This window comes from Citrobacter sp. CK181, from assembly GCF_030333595.1.
GTDB classification, from domain to species: Bacteria; Pseudomonadota; Gammaproteobacteria; order Enterobacterales; family Enterobacteriaceae; genus Citrobacter_B; species Citrobacter_B koseri.
This window is the reverse complement of the sequence record NZ_JAOWFN010000011.1, coordinates 272,611-287,567: the sequence shown is the minus strand read 5'-3', so window position 1 is coordinate 287,567 and position 14,957 is coordinate 272,611. Positions and strand designations below refer to the sequence as shown.

14 protein-coding genes are annotated in these 14,957 nt (G+C 51.8%); 3 read left to right on the top strand and 11 right to left on the bottom strand.

The window, feature by feature from the left end:
• Position 1 precedes the first annotated feature (1 nt).
• The 5 genes from OGW17_RS05470 to apbC form a co-directional block, all read right to left on the bottom strand.
• Positions 2-2,488, bottom strand: a complete 2,487-nt coding sequence (locus OGW17_RS05470) for a fimbrial biogenesis outer membrane usher protein (RefSeq protein ID WP_071258949.1) — start codon at positions 2,486-2,488, stop codon at positions 2-4.
• A 14-nt stretch (positions 2,489-2,502) separates the two neighbouring features.
• Positions 2,503-3,183 carry a fimbrial assembly chaperone gene (locus OGW17_RS05465; RefSeq protein ID WP_012131654.1) on the bottom strand — a complete coding sequence of 227 codons (681 nt, stop codon included), beginning with the start codon at positions 3,181-3,183 and terminating at the stop codon, positions 2,503-2,505.
• A gap of 64 nt (positions 3,184-3,247) precedes the next feature.
• The gene (yehD, locus tag OGW17_RS05460; protein ID WP_049011723.1) at positions 3,248-3,781 is read right to left on the bottom strand and encodes a fimbrial protein YehD; all 534 of its coding nucleotides are present in this window, start codon (positions 3,779-3,781) and stop codon (positions 3,248-3,250) included.
• A gap of 278 nt (positions 3,782-4,059) precedes the next feature.
• On the bottom strand, positions 4,060-4,341 hold the full coding sequence (locus OGW17_RS05455; RefSeq protein ID WP_049011722.1) for a DUF2574 family protein: 282 nt from the start codon (positions 4,339-4,341) through the stop codon (positions 4,060-4,062).
• Between the two features lie 274 nt (positions 4,342-4,615).
• Entirely contained in the window at positions 4,616-5,725 is a 1,110-nt protein-coding gene (apbC, locus tag OGW17_RS05450; RefSeq protein WP_012131650.1) for an iron-sulfur cluster carrier protein ApbC, read from the bottom strand.
• A 165-nt stretch (positions 5,726-5,890) separates the two neighbouring features.
• On the opposite strand from apbC, the gene metG reads away from it, so the two are divergent.
• A complete protein-coding gene (gene metG / locus OGW17_RS05445; RefSeq protein ID WP_071258951.1) occupies positions 5,891-7,924 on the top strand; it encodes a methionine--tRNA ligase in 2,034 nt (677 codons plus the stop codon).
• 141 nt (positions 7,925-8,065) lie between these two features.
• Here metG and OGW17_RS05440 read toward each other — a convergent pair whose 3' ends face one another.
• From OGW17_RS05440 to OGW17_RS05430, 3 genes are read right to left on the bottom strand one after another with little or no spacing between them, the layout of a single operon-like run.
• Positions 8,066-8,536 carry a YehS family protein gene (locus tag OGW17_RS05440; protein WP_012131648.1) on the bottom strand — a complete coding sequence of 157 codons (471 nt, stop codon included), beginning with the start codon at positions 8,534-8,536 and terminating at the stop codon, positions 8,066-8,068.
• 46 nt (positions 8,537-8,582) lie between these two features.
• Positions 8,583-9,302, bottom strand: a complete 720-nt coding sequence (btsR, locus tag OGW17_RS05435; protein WP_012131647.1) for a two-component system response regulator BtsR — start codon at positions 9,300-9,302, stop codon at positions 8,583-8,585.
• Positions 9,299-10,984, bottom strand: a complete 1,686-nt coding sequence (locus tag OGW17_RS05430; RefSeq protein ID WP_012131646.1) for a sensor histidine kinase — start codon at positions 10,982-10,984, stop codon at positions 9,299-9,301. Before OGW17_RS05430 ends, btsR begins: the two co-directional genes overlap by 4 nt.
• A 222-nt stretch (positions 10,985-11,206) precedes the next feature.
• Between OGW17_RS05430 and mlrA the strand changes: the two genes are divergently transcribed.
• Entirely contained in the window at positions 11,207-11,938 is a 732-nt protein-coding gene (gene mlrA / locus OGW17_RS05425) for an HTH-type transcriptional regulator MlrA (protein ID WP_012131645.1), read from the top strand.
• A 109-nt stretch (positions 11,939-12,047) separates the two neighbouring features.
• Positions 12,048-12,155 (top strand): protein YohO, encoded by a 108-nt coding sequence (locus tag OGW17_RS05420; protein ID WP_047462533.1) that lies wholly within the window; start codon positions 12,048-12,050, stop codon positions 12,153-12,155.
• On the opposite strand, the gene OGW17_RS05415 is transcribed toward OGW17_RS05420, so the two are convergent.
• Genes OGW17_RS05415 through OGW17_RS05405 form a run of 3 tightly spaced genes read right to left on the bottom strand, consistent with a single transcriptional unit; the run spans position 12,136 to position 14,948 of the window.
• Entirely contained in the window at positions 12,136-12,867 is a 732-nt protein-coding gene (locus OGW17_RS05415; RefSeq protein ID WP_071258954.1) for an ABC transporter permease, read from the bottom strand. The genes OGW17_RS05420 and OGW17_RS05415 overlap by 20 nt on opposite strands.
• Entirely contained in the window at positions 12,851-13,798 is a 948-nt protein-coding gene (locus OGW17_RS05410; RefSeq protein WP_024130184.1) for an ABC transporter ATP-binding protein, read from the bottom strand. Before OGW17_RS05410 ends, OGW17_RS05415 begins: the two co-directional genes overlap by 17 nt.
• Positions 13,791-14,948, bottom strand: a complete 1,158-nt coding sequence (locus OGW17_RS05405; protein WP_048902379.1) for an ABC transporter permease — start codon at positions 14,946-14,948, stop codon at positions 13,791-13,793. The genes OGW17_RS05410 and OGW17_RS05405 overlap by 8 nt, the downstream gene beginning before the upstream one ends.
• Between the last annotated feature and the right edge of the window lie 9 nt (positions 14,949-14,957).

The window sequence follows — 14,957 nt, the reverse complement described above, 5'->3', positions numbered from 1 at the left end:
TTCATCGGCAAATATAGGTCTTGTTCTCATCAATTACGCCATCAAAAGTAATAATGCAAAACAATCCTTGCTGTTTGTTTGTCGCGACTTTCAAAGAGGCAGGAACATTATCTGTACGGATAAAAAGGCGGCTTCCTTGCCCAACTAAGCCAACATTTTTCCCGGAATGATCTTCTACTTCATAACCGAAGGTTAATGGAGAACCATCTGGACGTCGCGCCAGAAAATACCAGAGCTTGCGCCTGTCGGTTTCAAACTCAGCTAACACAACCGCACCACGATAAGGCACAATCCCCTTACGATTACCGCGTAGTTCGACATCACTGTAGGTATGGGAAAGATCCAACGTTAAAAAGTTTTCACGATATGGCGTCAGACTGTCATATATGGCATACCCATTCTTGTCCGTGGTCAGATAACGGTGACCTTGCACTGCTGCCCCTTCTAACCCAGGCGCTTTAATAATGGCAAGTGTATCTGAGAGGCGGTTGGTTAAATGTATGCCATCAGACCAGGCGACAATTCCCCCCTGGATATTCCCACCAGCCTGCCGGTATTTATTAGACTGGCTATAGCTGGCGCCTACCGTCGCAACCGGCGCTCGCCACGTCAGGTTTCCACCTGCGCTTGTTTCATTATTTTGCCGCTGATGCGCAAGATTCGCGCCATAGCTAAATTGATCTCGACCACCCGCAATGCCGCTTAGGCTGGTATTATTCGACTGATAGCCTTCGTTATCAAACGTCGTTGAGTTTGAAACAAAGAGATCGCGTTTCGTTGCCGTGACGCCATCGCCCCAGGAGAATGGGATGGAAATATAAATATTAAGACGCTTATCCTCCCGATTATCCTCATCATAACTCTGACTCGCAGACAAAGTATAACTAATACGCCGCCAGTCATTAGAATAACTCAACTGATAATCCTTTCCGCTGCCATTGCGTCCCCAATAATCACGCCATAATCCACTCAGTGCCAGGTTCCCCCATCCCTCTGGTAACCCCTGGTTTATATTGACAGAAAAACTATTCTTACGACCAAAATCATTTCGGTAATAATCAGTGATGTCATACACATCATTGTTATCCCGATGATAGCTGTTTTTATTATTCGCCCAGACATGATCATTAAATGAACGGTAATCACGTGAAGAATAACGATAGGCTGCTAACGCAAACTGCGTACCTGTTTGTGAAACATATTTATTCCACGCTATCTGATAACTTTGACCATTAAAAACATCACCATTATCCTGTTTACTATGAGACTGAGTGGCATCCACAGAAACAGCACCAATATGTGTATTCCACCCTGTGCCTAATGTAAAGGCCTGGTAATGGTCAGACAGCATAGTGCCACCATATAATGTCAGTAGATTATTTAATCCATACTGATAATTGGCTTGCAAAAAATCCGTCTGCTTTGTCGCGCCTTCTATATGGCTACGCCCTGCCGCAATATCGTATTTTGATACGCCAGACTGTAGCATATTAGGTACAGATGAATAAGGCACAAGATAATGGGAAACTGAACCATCAGCTTCTTTTACACTGACATCCAAATCAGCACCACCTCCAGCAAGCTGTAGATCGGCAATCGCAAATGGGCCAGGCGGAACCTCTTTTTGATAGACAATAAAGCCATTCTGTTCAATGGTTACTAAAGCATGACTTTGTGCAATACCACGAACAATGGGTGTAAAGTTTTGTTTCGAATTGGGCAGCATTTGCATATCGCGCCAGATACGTATCCCGGTGAAACGTACAGAGTCAAACAGATCGGTTCCGGTATACATATCTCCGGCACGTAGCGTTCCTAATATTTCAGGGATGCCACGTTCCATATACAATGTATTATTTTTCCATTCTCCGCTGTCATCATTACTTTTCGTGAAGTTTGCATTCGAATGTAACTGCCAGCCAAACAGATTTAGCCCACTGTTCAGACTTACGTAGCTGCTTTCATCATTACCGCCACTTTTATAATTACTGTAATACTGGTTGGCATAATAAGACATGTATAGAGCATTAATGCCCCGATCCCAGGTTTCAGGTAACATATAACCCGGCTCGTATTCATTCACGTAGGCATGAGGCACCGTCAAATTTAGAGCAAACTGACTGATATCATAGCTAATATCCCCCCCCTGAACTGCGGCTCGTAGCGATACACAATCAACTTTCTTATCCACTTGAAGACCATCGGACTTAATACCAATCTGATGCAACTGAGCTATAGACAAGCAAGTATCATCAGGATCATCCTGGATATTTAATTCGTAACGGCCACGCCACTGATTGTTAAGATAAACATCCATATCATAAAGACCCGGCATCGGTTTATCTCCGTCGATCTGATAACGGGAAACCTTTTCACCTTTTAATCCGCCAAACATAAAGTGTGTGTCAAATGTTTCGGTTTCTCCCCATACCGGGGATATCACCAGCACAGAAAGGATCGCTAACGTAATGGAGTTTATCTTTAACATAACCAATCCTTGGGCTATCTATCCGTTTTTACTTTCTCACTCAAATAATTACCATGATCATCAATAAGTGTGACAGTATAATGATTAACGCCAACAGAAGTGCTTACTAATTTATCTGACCAGGGTGCAAGCACATAAGTTTCTTTATTAATTTTAGTTTTTCCAACAATTTCAGGGATGGTAATCCAGTTTGCTGAATTATTTTTGATGTTTATGCCGTTGTATGATTTACTAATCCGCAGACGAGAAAAGCTATTTTTATCTACAGAAGAAATTCCTTGTGGGCGGTAGATAAACTTCACACGGTTTTGCATCGCAAATTTGATTACATTTTTCCCTTCCGTTTCTGCTGAATTTGGCGGGATATCCAACACATTGAGAAAGAACAGACTTTCACGATCACCCGGCAATCTATTCTCAAGTAATTTAATCTTCAGTTGTTGGCCAGAACCCGCAATCACTCGGGCGACTGGCGGTGACAGAACAAATGGCACCTGAATTTTTTCAGGCGGCAAACTGGTGTCGCCGTCATCAATCCATGACTGCACCAACGCGCTGCGCGTACCTTCATTCATTAACTGTACAGTAATTTCTTTTTTCTGGGCTGGATAAATAATCCGTGTGCCGTAAATATAAATGCCTGCCCATGCAGGCATTACAGCACCAGCCAACAATAATGCCATTATCTTTCTCATGGTTAACTCACCTTATTATCAGAGAAATCGGCGGCGACAAAACGCCGCCGACTAAAAGGGTGTGTTAATCAGTTACTACCGTCAGCGTCAAAGAGGAGCTCACCTCACCCGCAGTTACATTATTTTGTCCAGCCAGATTAGCATAACGCGCTGAGAAGCTAAGCTCATATTTCCCATCATCACTTTTTTCCAGAGAAATACCATTATCTGCATTAACCTTATTCCCGTCATAATAGACAGAGAAACCAGCGCCATTGTTTGATGCAGTATTCCGTGTAACAGAGGTATGTGAACTATCAAACTGTGAACGGGAGAAGGTAATACGAGGTGCATTATCACCCGTACACTCAACTTTCAACGGCGTGATAGTGGAGTTAGAATATCCATCATAAACGCCGCCAGCATTCAGTATATTTAAACGGTCCACCCCCACCTGGTTCATATCAATCTTTGCAGTTGCATCACCAACAAATTTACATGTTGTGCCAACAACTTTACCCGTAATAATCAGTTCGCCATAATCTGCATCCGCCGCAAAAACCCCGGCACTCATAAAAATAGCAGACAATACGGAGGCAGCAATAATTGAACGTTTCATAGCATCTTCCTTAATAAATGAATTTCTATTTGTTAAGAGGGATTAACTCTTGAAACTAAATTCGCACACACAAAACGTTATCGCAATGTAAACGTGTTGTTTTGTTGATTTAAAACAATTTACAGAATGCAATATAATCACAACAAATAAGTTGTACTAATTATCATTTTTAGAATTTATTAATAATCGTAATTTATCATTAAATATATTCAAAATATAAATAGAAAAGCCCACATCATTCATGAAAATGATGTGGGCTTTCTCGTATTCACGTTATTTTAGTCGTAGCGGTTTAGGACTATCTGGCGAGCGGTGCTTCCTGGCAGGGTGATAACTTCCGTTACAACGCCTCTGACCGGCATTGAGGCCGTTTCTCCTGCGTTTGTCAGATAGGTGTTATTACCGCAACGCTGTTGCAACTGAGTATCCACAACGTCAGCATGACAGGTGGGGGTCGTGACGCTTCCGCTAATCGTGAGCGTCGCGGTATCAGAGGCAAAAACAGGAGAACTCATTCCATAAGCCAGAACTATAATTCCCATCAGCAAAGGATTCTTCATGTTTAGCGTTAATCCTGTCGTAAAAGAGAGCACAGCACAGTTTATCTTCATGGGAAATTATGCTCGCCGGTTCATTGTAAGACCAATCGAGATAATAAATTAATAAGATAGCTATGATCAATTCAAATGATGTATTTGGTGATTTTTTAAGAAAAGCGCCCAATTAATGAAGGGAAAATAAATAATAGCGTGATGATTATTTCATTAATACATTCACCGCATCAATATATTTATGATGCGGTGAATAGCCGTCATCCTGACGGTTCAGGCGAAATTAAACCGCGCGGAAAGCTATTTCTCCGGGAATAACCTCACCCTGCCAGTACAGTTGCGCCGCAACGCGCCCTGCCAGCTCGCGGTATATCGCGGTAAACTCACTGTCGGGACGGCTGATTACCGTCGGCGTTCCGCGATCGAGATCTTCACGCAGGCTGATATGCAACGGCATCTGCCCCAGCAGTTGAGTACGGTACTGCTCGGCCAGTTTCTGTGCGCCGCCGGTGCCAAAAATTGGCTCATGGTGACCGCAGTTGCTACAGATATGCATACTCATGTTTTCAACAATCCCAAGCACCGGTACTTCGACCTTCTCGAACATCACTATGCCTTTTTTGGCGTCAATAAGCGCGATGTCCTGCGGCGTGGTAACGACAACCGCGCCTGTAACCGGAATGTTCTGCGCCAGCGTCAATTGAATGTCACCGGTTCCCGGCGGCATATCCAGTACCAGGTAATCCAGATCCGGCCACAACGTTTCCTGCAACATCTGCATCAACGCTTTACTGGCCATCGGGCCGCGCCATACCATCGCATTGTCATCCGTCACCAGATAACCGATGGAGTTGGTCGCCAGACCGTGAGACATAATCGGCGCCATATGGGTGCCGTCCGGCGAAGTTGGGCGCTGATTCTCAGCCCCCAGCATGGTCGGGATAGACGGGCCGTAGATATCGGCATCCAGAATACCGACTTTCGCCCCTTCCGCCGCTAGCGCTAACGCCAGGTTAACAGCGGTAGACGATTTTCCCACGCCGCCTTTACCGGAACTGACGGCGATAATGTTCTTCACGCCGTTAATGCCAGGCTGATTTTTAACGCGCTTCAGCGTCGCGATGTTATGCGACAGCTTCCAGTCAATGGCTTTCGCGCCCGTAATCCGCAGTAAATCGGCGCTGCATTGCTCTTTTAACACCTCAAACGCGCTGTGCCAGACAAACGGCATGACCAGCTCAACGTGCAGCGTGTCATCCAGCCAGGCGACATGGTGCAACGCTTTCAACGTCGTCAGGTTATGCTTCAGGGTTGGGTGCTGAAAATTCGCCAGCGTCCCGGCAACCATTGCGCGCAGGGTCTCTGGTGATTTAGCCTGGGATTGTGCGTTCATCCCGACTCCTTTTTATCGTTATGAAAAGTACAATTGTAACTTTCTAGTTTACTCCTGCGGTAATAATTATTCATTTATGGTTTAATCCCCTTATTTCTTGGCGTAGTTATTCCCTTTCAGGTAACATCAGAACCCCCTTTTACTAGAGAAGAAGTAATACCTACTATGACTCAAGTCGCGAAGAAAATTCTGGTAACGTGCGCGCTGCCGTACGCCAACGGCTCCATCCACCTCGGCCATATGCTGGAGCACATCCAGGCTGATGTCTGGGTCCGTTACCAGCGAATGCGCGGCCACCAGGTCAACTTCATCTGCGCGGACGACGCACACGGCACCCCTATCATGCTGAAAGCACAGCAGTTGGGTATTACGCCAGAGCAGATGATTGGTGAAATGAGTCAGGAGCATCAGACTGATTTCGCAGGCTTTAACATCAGCTATGACAACTACCACTCAACGCACAGCGAAGAGAACCGCGAGCTGTCCGAGCTGATTTACACCCGCCTGAAAGAGAACGGTTTCATTAAGAACCGCACCATCTCTCAGCTCTACGATCCAGAAAAAGGCATGTTCCTGCCGGATCGTTTTGTAAAAGGCACCTGCCCGAAATGTAAGTCTCCAGACCAGTACGGCGATAACTGCGAAGTGTGCGGCGCGACCTATAGCCCGACCGAGCTTATCGAGCCGAAATCCGTGGTTTCCGGCGCTACGCCGGTGATGCGCGACTCTGAGCACTTCTTCTTTGACCTGCCCTCTTTCAGCGAAATGTTGCAGGCGTGGACCCGCAGCGGCGCGTTGCAGGAGCAGGTGGCGAACAAAATGCAGGAGTGGTTTGAATCCGGCCTGCAACAGTGGGATATCTCCCGTGACGCGCCATACTTCGGTTTTGAAATCCCGAATGCGCCGGGCAAATTTTTCTACGTCTGGCTGGATGCGCCGATCGGCTACATGGGTTCATTCAAGAATCTGTGCAACAAGCGCGGCGATCTGACCAGCTTTGACGACTACTGGAAGAAAGATTCTGACGCCGAGCTATACCATTTCATCGGTAAAGATATCGTCTACTTCCACAGCCTGTTCTGGCCGGCCATGCTGGAAGGCAGCGGTTTCCGCAAACCGACCAACCTGTTCGTTCACGGCTATGTAACGGTGAACGGCGCGAAGATGTCTAAATCGCGCGGCACCTTTATTAAGGCCAGCACCTGGCTGAACCATTTTGACGCCGACAGCCTGCGCTATTACTACACGGCGAAGCTCTCTTCCCGCATCGATGACATCGACCTGAATCTGGAAGACTTCGTGCAGCGCGTCAACGCGGATATCGTCAACAAAGTCGTCAACCTGGCTTCCCGTAACGCGGGCTTTATCAACAAGCGTTTCGATGGCGTACTGGCTGCTGAACTGGCCGATCCCGCGCTGTACAAAACCTTCACCGACGCAGCAGCGGTCATCGGCGAAGCGTGGGAAAGCCGCGAATTCGGTAAAGCGATCCGTGAAATTATGGCGCTGGCGGACATGGCTAACCGCTATGTTGATGAACAAGCGCCGTGGGTTGTCGCGAAACAGGAAGGCCGCGATACCGACCTGCAAGCGATCTGCTCGATGGGCATCAACCTGTTCCGCGTGCTGATGACGTACCTGAAGCCGGTTCTGCCAACGCTGAGCGAACGTGTGGAAGCGTTCCTGAACACCGAGCTGAGCTGGGATGCAATCGCACAACCGCTGCTGGGCCACAAGGTTAACGCCTTCAAAGCGCTGTATAACCGCATCGACATGAAACAGGTCGATGCGCTGGTTGAAGCCTCGAAAGAAGAGGTGAAAGCGGCGGCGGCGCCAGTTACCGGCCCGCTGGCAGACGACCCGATTCAGGAAACCATTACCTTTGACGATTTCGCTAAGGTCGATCTGCGCGTGGCGCTGATTGAAAACGCTGAGTTCGTTGAGGGTTCTGACAAACTGCTGCGTCTGACGCTGGATCTGGGCGGCGAAAAGCGCAACGTCTTCTCCGGCATCCGTTCCGCGTACCCTGACCCGCAGGCGCTGATTGGTCGCCATACGGTGATGGTCGCCAACCTGGCCCCGCGTAAAATGCGCTTCGGCATCTCTGAAGGGATGGTGATGGCCGCCGGTCCTGGCGGGAAAGATATCTTCCTGTTAAGCCCGGATGACGGTGCGAAACCAGGCCAGCAGGTAAAATAAACAAAAAAGCCGGAGACATTCTCCGGCTTTTTTATTCCAGTACGCCAGCGAACCACGCCGTAGGTCTGGTAAGCGAAGCACCATCAGGCGCAAACGCCGGATGACGGTGCAAACACCTTATCCGGCCTACCGCTTATCTTATTACGCTTTCTTCTCGTGCTGACGCGCCGCCAGCCCGCGCAGGAAATAACGCAAGAACTGATCGCCGCACTCACGGAAGTTTTTATGCTCCGGGGCGCGCATCATCGCCGTGATTTCCGGCATCGAGACGCGGAATTTTTGCTCCGTCAGAATCGCAAGGATATCGTCGGTTTTCAGCGAGAACGCGATACGCAGCTTTTTCAGCACAATATTATTGTTAACGCGGCGCTCCGGCTCCAGCGCTGGCGCGGACTCATCTTTACCACGCTTTTCGTAAATCAGCCCATTCAGGAAAGCAGAGAGGATGATATCCGGGCAACGTTGAAAGCCCTCTTCCTCTTCTTTACGCAACCAGACAGCAATCTGTTCCGCAGTGGCTTCGGCATTACCCAGCGCCAGAATGCGCACCAGATCGTTATTGTTTGCTTTCAGGATGTAGCGCACGCTACGCAGAATATCGTTACTCAGCATGGGGCCTTCGGGTGTTAATGAGGCAAAAAATCATTTTAGCAGTCTTTTACAGCCCAATCGCCTCTTTTAAACTTTTCAGGTAGCGACGGCTGACAGGAACCGTTAAACCGTTGCGCAAAATCAGCTCGGCCTGACCATTATCCTCCAGACGAATTTCCTGCAACTGCGCCATATTCACCAGATACTGACGATGGCAGCGCAATAACGGTGTGCGGCTCTCCAGCGTTCGCAGCGTCAATTCGGTAAACCCTTCCTTCCCCTCGCTGCTGGTTACGTACACGCCGCTCATCCGGCTGCTGACAAACGCCACGTCATCCATTTGCAACAGATAAATACGGCTGTGTCCGGTACAGGGAATGAATTTCAACGCTTGTTGATTTTCCGGCAACACCGAAACGTCCTGCATGTTTCGTTCCTGTCGCAGACGCGCCAACGTTTTCTCCAGCCGCTTCTCTTCAATGGGCTTAAGCAGATAGTCAAAAGCGTGCTCTTCAAACGCTTTAATGGCGTATTCGTCAAAAGCGGTCAGAAAAACAATGTACGGCCGATGTTCTGGATCGAGCATCCCGACCATTTCCAGCCCGCTGATGCGCGGCATCTGGATGTCGAGAAACAGCACGTCCGGGTGCAGCTTATGCACCGCGCCAATCGCCTCTACCGCATTCGAGCACTCACCCACAATCTCAATATCACTTTGTTCCTGTAACAGAATCCGCAGATTTTCCCGCGCTAACGGCTCATCATCCACAATCAGCACTTTAATCATGCGTTTTCCTCCAGGGGAAGTCGTAAGGTTATCCGGGTAAAGAGATCGGGTTCGCAGGCCACGTTGATGCCGTAATCATCGCCAAAGCGTTCGCGCAGCCGTTTATCCACCAGGTTCATCCCCAGGCCGCTGGCATTGGTCGTGGGCTGGTACAACCCGGCGTTATCCTCAATGTCCAGCATCAGGTGCTGCCCGTCCTGTCTGGCCGTAATGGAGACTTCACCGGTGCCGAGCAGTTGCGACGTGCCGTGCTTAATGGCGTTTTCCACAATCGGTTGCAGAGTGAACGCGGGCAGTTGCTGGTGCGAAAGTTCCTCCGGCACGTTTAAATTCACCTGCAACCGCGCCTGGAAGCGCGCCTTCTCAATTTGCAAATAGGCATTCACATGCTCAATTTCATCGGCAAGGGTCACAATCTCCGAGGGGCGCTTTAAGTTCTTGCGAAAGAAGGTCGAGAGATACTGCACCAGTTGGCTGGCCTGTTCGCTGTCGCGGCGTACCACCGCTTTAATGGTGTTAAGCGCGTTAAACAGAAAATGAGGATTCACCTGCGCATGCAAAAGTTTAATTTCCGACTGTGTGAGCAGCGCTTTCTGGCGTTCATACTGCCCGGCCAGAATCTGCGCCGACAGCAGTTGCGCAATCCCCTCGCCCAGCGTTCGGTTGATGGAGCTAAAGAGCCGGTTTTTGGCTTCATACAGTTTGATGGTGCCCATCACGCGTTGGTTTTCGCCGCGCAGCGGAATCACCAGCGTTGAGCCTAATTTGCACTGCGGATGCAACGAGCAGCGGTAAGGCACTTCGTTACCATCGGCATACACCACCTCACCGGTCTCAATCGCTTTCAGCGTGTAGCTTGATGAAATAGGTTTCCCCGGCAGGTGGTGATCGTCGCCAATGCCGGTAAACGCCAGCAGTTTATCGCGATCGGTGATCGCCACTGCGCCGATATCCAGTTCCTGATACAACACCTGGGCCACCTTCATGCTGTTCACTTCGTTAAAGCCCTGACGAAGGATACCCTCCGTGGAGGCCGCCACTTTCAGCGCGGTGGCGGAAAACGCCGAGGTGTATTTTTCAAACATCGCGCGTTTGTCGAGCAAAATGCGCATAAACAGCGCCGCCCCGACGGTGTTAGTCACCATCATGGGCGCGGCAATACTGCTTACCAGATGCAACGCATCTTCAAAAGGTCGGGCGATCAACAAAATGATCAGCATTTGCACCAGTTCAGCGACGAAGGTAATCGCCCCGGCCGTTAACGGGCTGAAAACTTTATCGGTGCGCCCGCGACGGATCAGCACGCTATGCACCAGGCCGCCTAACAACCCTTCAACAATGGTGGAGATCATGCAGCTCAGCGCCGTCATCCCGCCCATCGAATAACGGTGTAAACCGCCGGTGAGTCCAACCAGGCCGCCGACCACAGGCCCGCCCAGCAAGCCGCCCATCACGGCGCCAATCGCACGGGTATTGGCAATGGAATCTTCGATGTGCAACCCAAACCAGGTGCCCATAATGCAGAAAATAGAGAAGACGATATAACAGAGAAATTTATGCGGCAGGCGAACGGTAACCTGCATTAACGGGATGAATAAACGTGTTTTACTCATTAACCACGCAATGACCAGAAACACGCACATCTGCTGAAGCAGCAGCAACACCAGATTAAACTCGTACATACCCGCAAACCACACATCTCTTAAAAACGCGTAACATACATTGGCTGCGCTTATCTTTCTTTGAACTGTTGCAAAAAAACATGAATTCGTGAGAACGATCACTCAAAAGCGCACGTCAGGCCACAATCTCACCCGCGCACTGATTAAAAAACAGACAAAACTACCTGGTTCGTAAAAGAGCGTCTAAAGTAAAACTGGGACCTCGCGAGCAAGGGTGAAACGATGGCGCTTTACACAATAGGTGAAGTGGCTTTGCTTTGTGATATCAACCCTGTCACGTTACGTGCGTGGCAGAGGCGTTACGGATTATTAAAGCCCCAGCGAACAGACGGGGGGCACCGCCTGTTTAATGACGCCGATATCGACAGGATTCGGGAGATTAAACGCTGGATTGATAACGGCGTGCAGGTCAGTAAGGTCAAAGTGCTGCTCAGCAACGATAACATCGATGTACAAAACGGCTGGCGCGAACAGCAGGAGACGCTGCTGCACTATTTGCAAAGCAACAATCTGCATAGCCTCAGGCTATGGATTAAAGAACGTGGGCAGGATTACCCCGCCCAGACGCTCACCACGCACCTGTTTACTCCTCTGCGACGACGCTTACAGTGCCAGCAACCCACTCTCCAGGCGCTGCTCGGCATCCTTGACGGCATCTTGATCAATTACATTGCGATTTGTCTTGCCTCCGCGCGCAAAAAACAGGGGAAAGACGCGCTGGTGGTCGGCTGGAATATTCACGATACCACCCGGCTGTGGCTGGAAGGCTGGGTCGCCAGCCAGCAAGGATGGCGCGTCGATGTGCTGGCTCACTCGCTGAACCAGCTTCGCCCGGAGCTGTTTGACGGCAGGACGCTGCTTATCTGGTGCGGCGAGACGCAGACGCCCGCGCAGCAGCAGCAACTCAATGCCTGGCGCGCGCAGGGGCACGATATTTACCCGCTGGGCCTGTAGCCTTACCGGATGGCAGCACCAATGCGTGATCAGACATTCCGCGCATTTAATGATTCATTAACAAACGTGCTTTACGGTACAATCCTTTTGTTAACATAAGGAGTGCACAATGCGCGCAGCTAAAATCGGTGTGATTACCCTCTTCCTGCTGATGGCTATCGGCGGTATCGGCGGCGTGATGCTCGCTGGCTATACGTTTATTTTACGTGCCGGTTAAGGCGCAGCACCAGACGCTCGAACAGGCGATCGACAATGATCGCCGCCAGCGCGACCAGTAAAGCCCCCTGAATCACATAGGCGGTGTTAAAGCCGCTCAGCCCGATGATAATTGGCGTGCCGAGCGTGCTGGCACCCACCGTCGAGGCGATCGTCGCAGTCCCAATATTGATGATCACCGAGGTGCGAATCCCCGTCAGAATCACCGGCGCGGCCAGCGGCAGTTCGACTTTCCACAGCTGCTGTCCCCGGCTCATTCCCATCCCGCGCGCCACGCTCATGACGCTGGCGGGAATCGCCCCCAGCCCGGCGAGCGTGGCCTGCAATATCGGTAAAACCCCGTAGAGGATCAGCGCGATAATGGCTGGCTCCTGACCAAACCCCATCACCGGAACAGCTATCGCCAGCACCGCGACCGGCGGAAAGGTCTGCCCGACGGCGGCGATGGTTTCCACCAGCGGGCGAAACTCTGCCCCCCATGAGCGGGTGACCGCAATCCCCGCCCCGACGCCAACCGCCACAGCAATCAGGCTTGATACGCCCACCAGCCAGAAATGGGCCAGCGCCAGTGCCATAAAGCTTTCTTGCTGGTAAACCGGTCGTGGCAGCTGCGGAAACAGCGCGCCAAACACCGCCTGGCTGTACGGCAGCCCCGCAAGCAGCGCCAGAAAAGCGACAATAAGCCAGAGCAGCGGATCAGACAGTCGTTTCACCGGGCAGCGCCTCCGAAAGCAGATCGCGAAAATGGAGCGTCCCGCAGGGAGTGCCCTGCTGATCCACCACCGGCAATACGTCGCACCCTCGCGCCACAAAGACAGACAGCGCATCGCGCAGCGTCATCTCTTCCGCCAGCGCGTCACCACCCACTTGCTCATGACGACGCACATAATCCCCCACGCTGCGCAGCGACAGCAGCCGCACGCCCAGTTCGCTGCGCCCAAAAAACGCCTGCACAAAATCATTCGCCGGCGCGGTCAGCATTTCCAGCGGCGTGCCCTGCTGTACCACTTCGCCGCCATCCATCAGCACCAGATGCTCCGCCAGACGCAGCGCCTCGTCGATATCGTGCGTCACCAGCACGATGGTGCGGCCAAGCAGCCGGTGAATACGGGTCATCTCCTGCTGAAGCGCCCCGCGCGTTACCGGGTCCAGCGCGCCAAACGGCTCATCCATCAGCAATACCTGCGGATCGGCAGCCAGCGCGCGGGCCACCCCAACGCGCTGCTGTTGCCCGCCAGAGAGCTGGTGCGGATAACGGTGACGCAAATTCACGTCCAGCCCCAGCAGCGCCATCAGTTCTTCCGTGCGGTCATCAATACGCGAGCGCGACCACTTTTGCAGTTGCGGTACGGTGGCAATGTTTTGCGCCACCGTCCAGTGCGGGAAAAGGCCGATCGACTGGATGGCGTACCCCATGCGACGACGCAGTTCCAGCACCGGCAAGCTGCGGATCTCTTCCCCGGCAAAACGGATCACCCCGCTGTCATGCTCCACCAGGCGGTTAATCATCTTCAGCGTGGTGGATTTTCCCGACCCCGATGTGCCAATCAGCACTGAAAAGCTGCCTTCGCGAAAATGCAGATTGAGGTCGTTGACGGCCTTCTGCGCACCGAAGGTTTTGCTGACATGGCTAAATTCAATCATCATTCGTTACCTTCAGGAGTGCGATCCATAAATCAAACAGCGCGTCGATCAGCACGGCCAGCGCAATGACCGGGATCACCCCCAGCAGAACCAGATCAACGGCGCTGCTGAGCAGTCCCTGAAAGACCAGGGCGCCAAACCCTCCCGCCCCAATCAGGGCGGCGATGACCGCCATCCCCACCGTTTGCACCATAACCACGCGCAGGCTGCGTAAAAAAACCGGCAACGCCAGCGGCAGTTGTACATGGATAAAGCGTTGAGAAGCGCTCATCCCCATCGCCCGCGCGCTTTCCAGCACGTCTCGCGGCACCTGGTTAAGCCCGGCAACCACGCCGCGCACCAGCGGCAGTAACGCATAGAGCACCAGCGCAATCAGGGCGGGCGTTAACCCGGTTCCCGCCACGCCAAGCGTTCCCAGCCAGGGCCACGCCTTCACCAGCCCGGCAAGCGGGGCAATCAGCAGGCCAAACAGCGCAACGGAAGGGATGGTCTGGATAACATTCAGAACGGCAAAGACCGGCCCCTGCCGCGCCGTTGCAAACGAGCACCAGATGCCCAGCGGTACGCCAATCAGCAACGCGGGCAACACGGTTCCCGCCAGCAGCGTCAGGTGCTGAACCAGCGCATTATCAAAAATATCCTGCCGGTTAGCGTACTCTTTGAGTAAAGAGAGATCGTTGAATGCGCCGGTGAGCAGCAGCGCCAGCGGTAAGAGCGCAATTTGCGCATGCAGAAGCCAGCGCCAGAGCGGTTGGGTGGTGATACGGCGAATGGCATCGCTACAGGCCAGCAGGGTGAGCCCAAGACCCAGCCACAGGCCACTCCCCAGGCTGGTGCGCGCCAGCGGGCTGCCGGCCTGCGCCAGATGCGTTGCCGCTTTCCCCACGCTCCAGAGCATGGCGATCACCAGCGCCTGCGCCAGCACAAGCGTCAGCACGCTGCCCTTTTTCCCAGGGACAAAGCACAACACCAGCAATGCGCACCCGGCGCCCGCCAGCAGAGAAACCGAACCCGGCCAGATATCCCAGATCTGACGCCCCTCTCCTGACACCAGGCGATTGGGGGCGTAGTTAACGAAAGGCAGCGCGGCGGCAACCCCCGTCAGGATCACCAACAGCAGCAACACACGGTTAAGACTGACTTTTGACACCTTACTGAC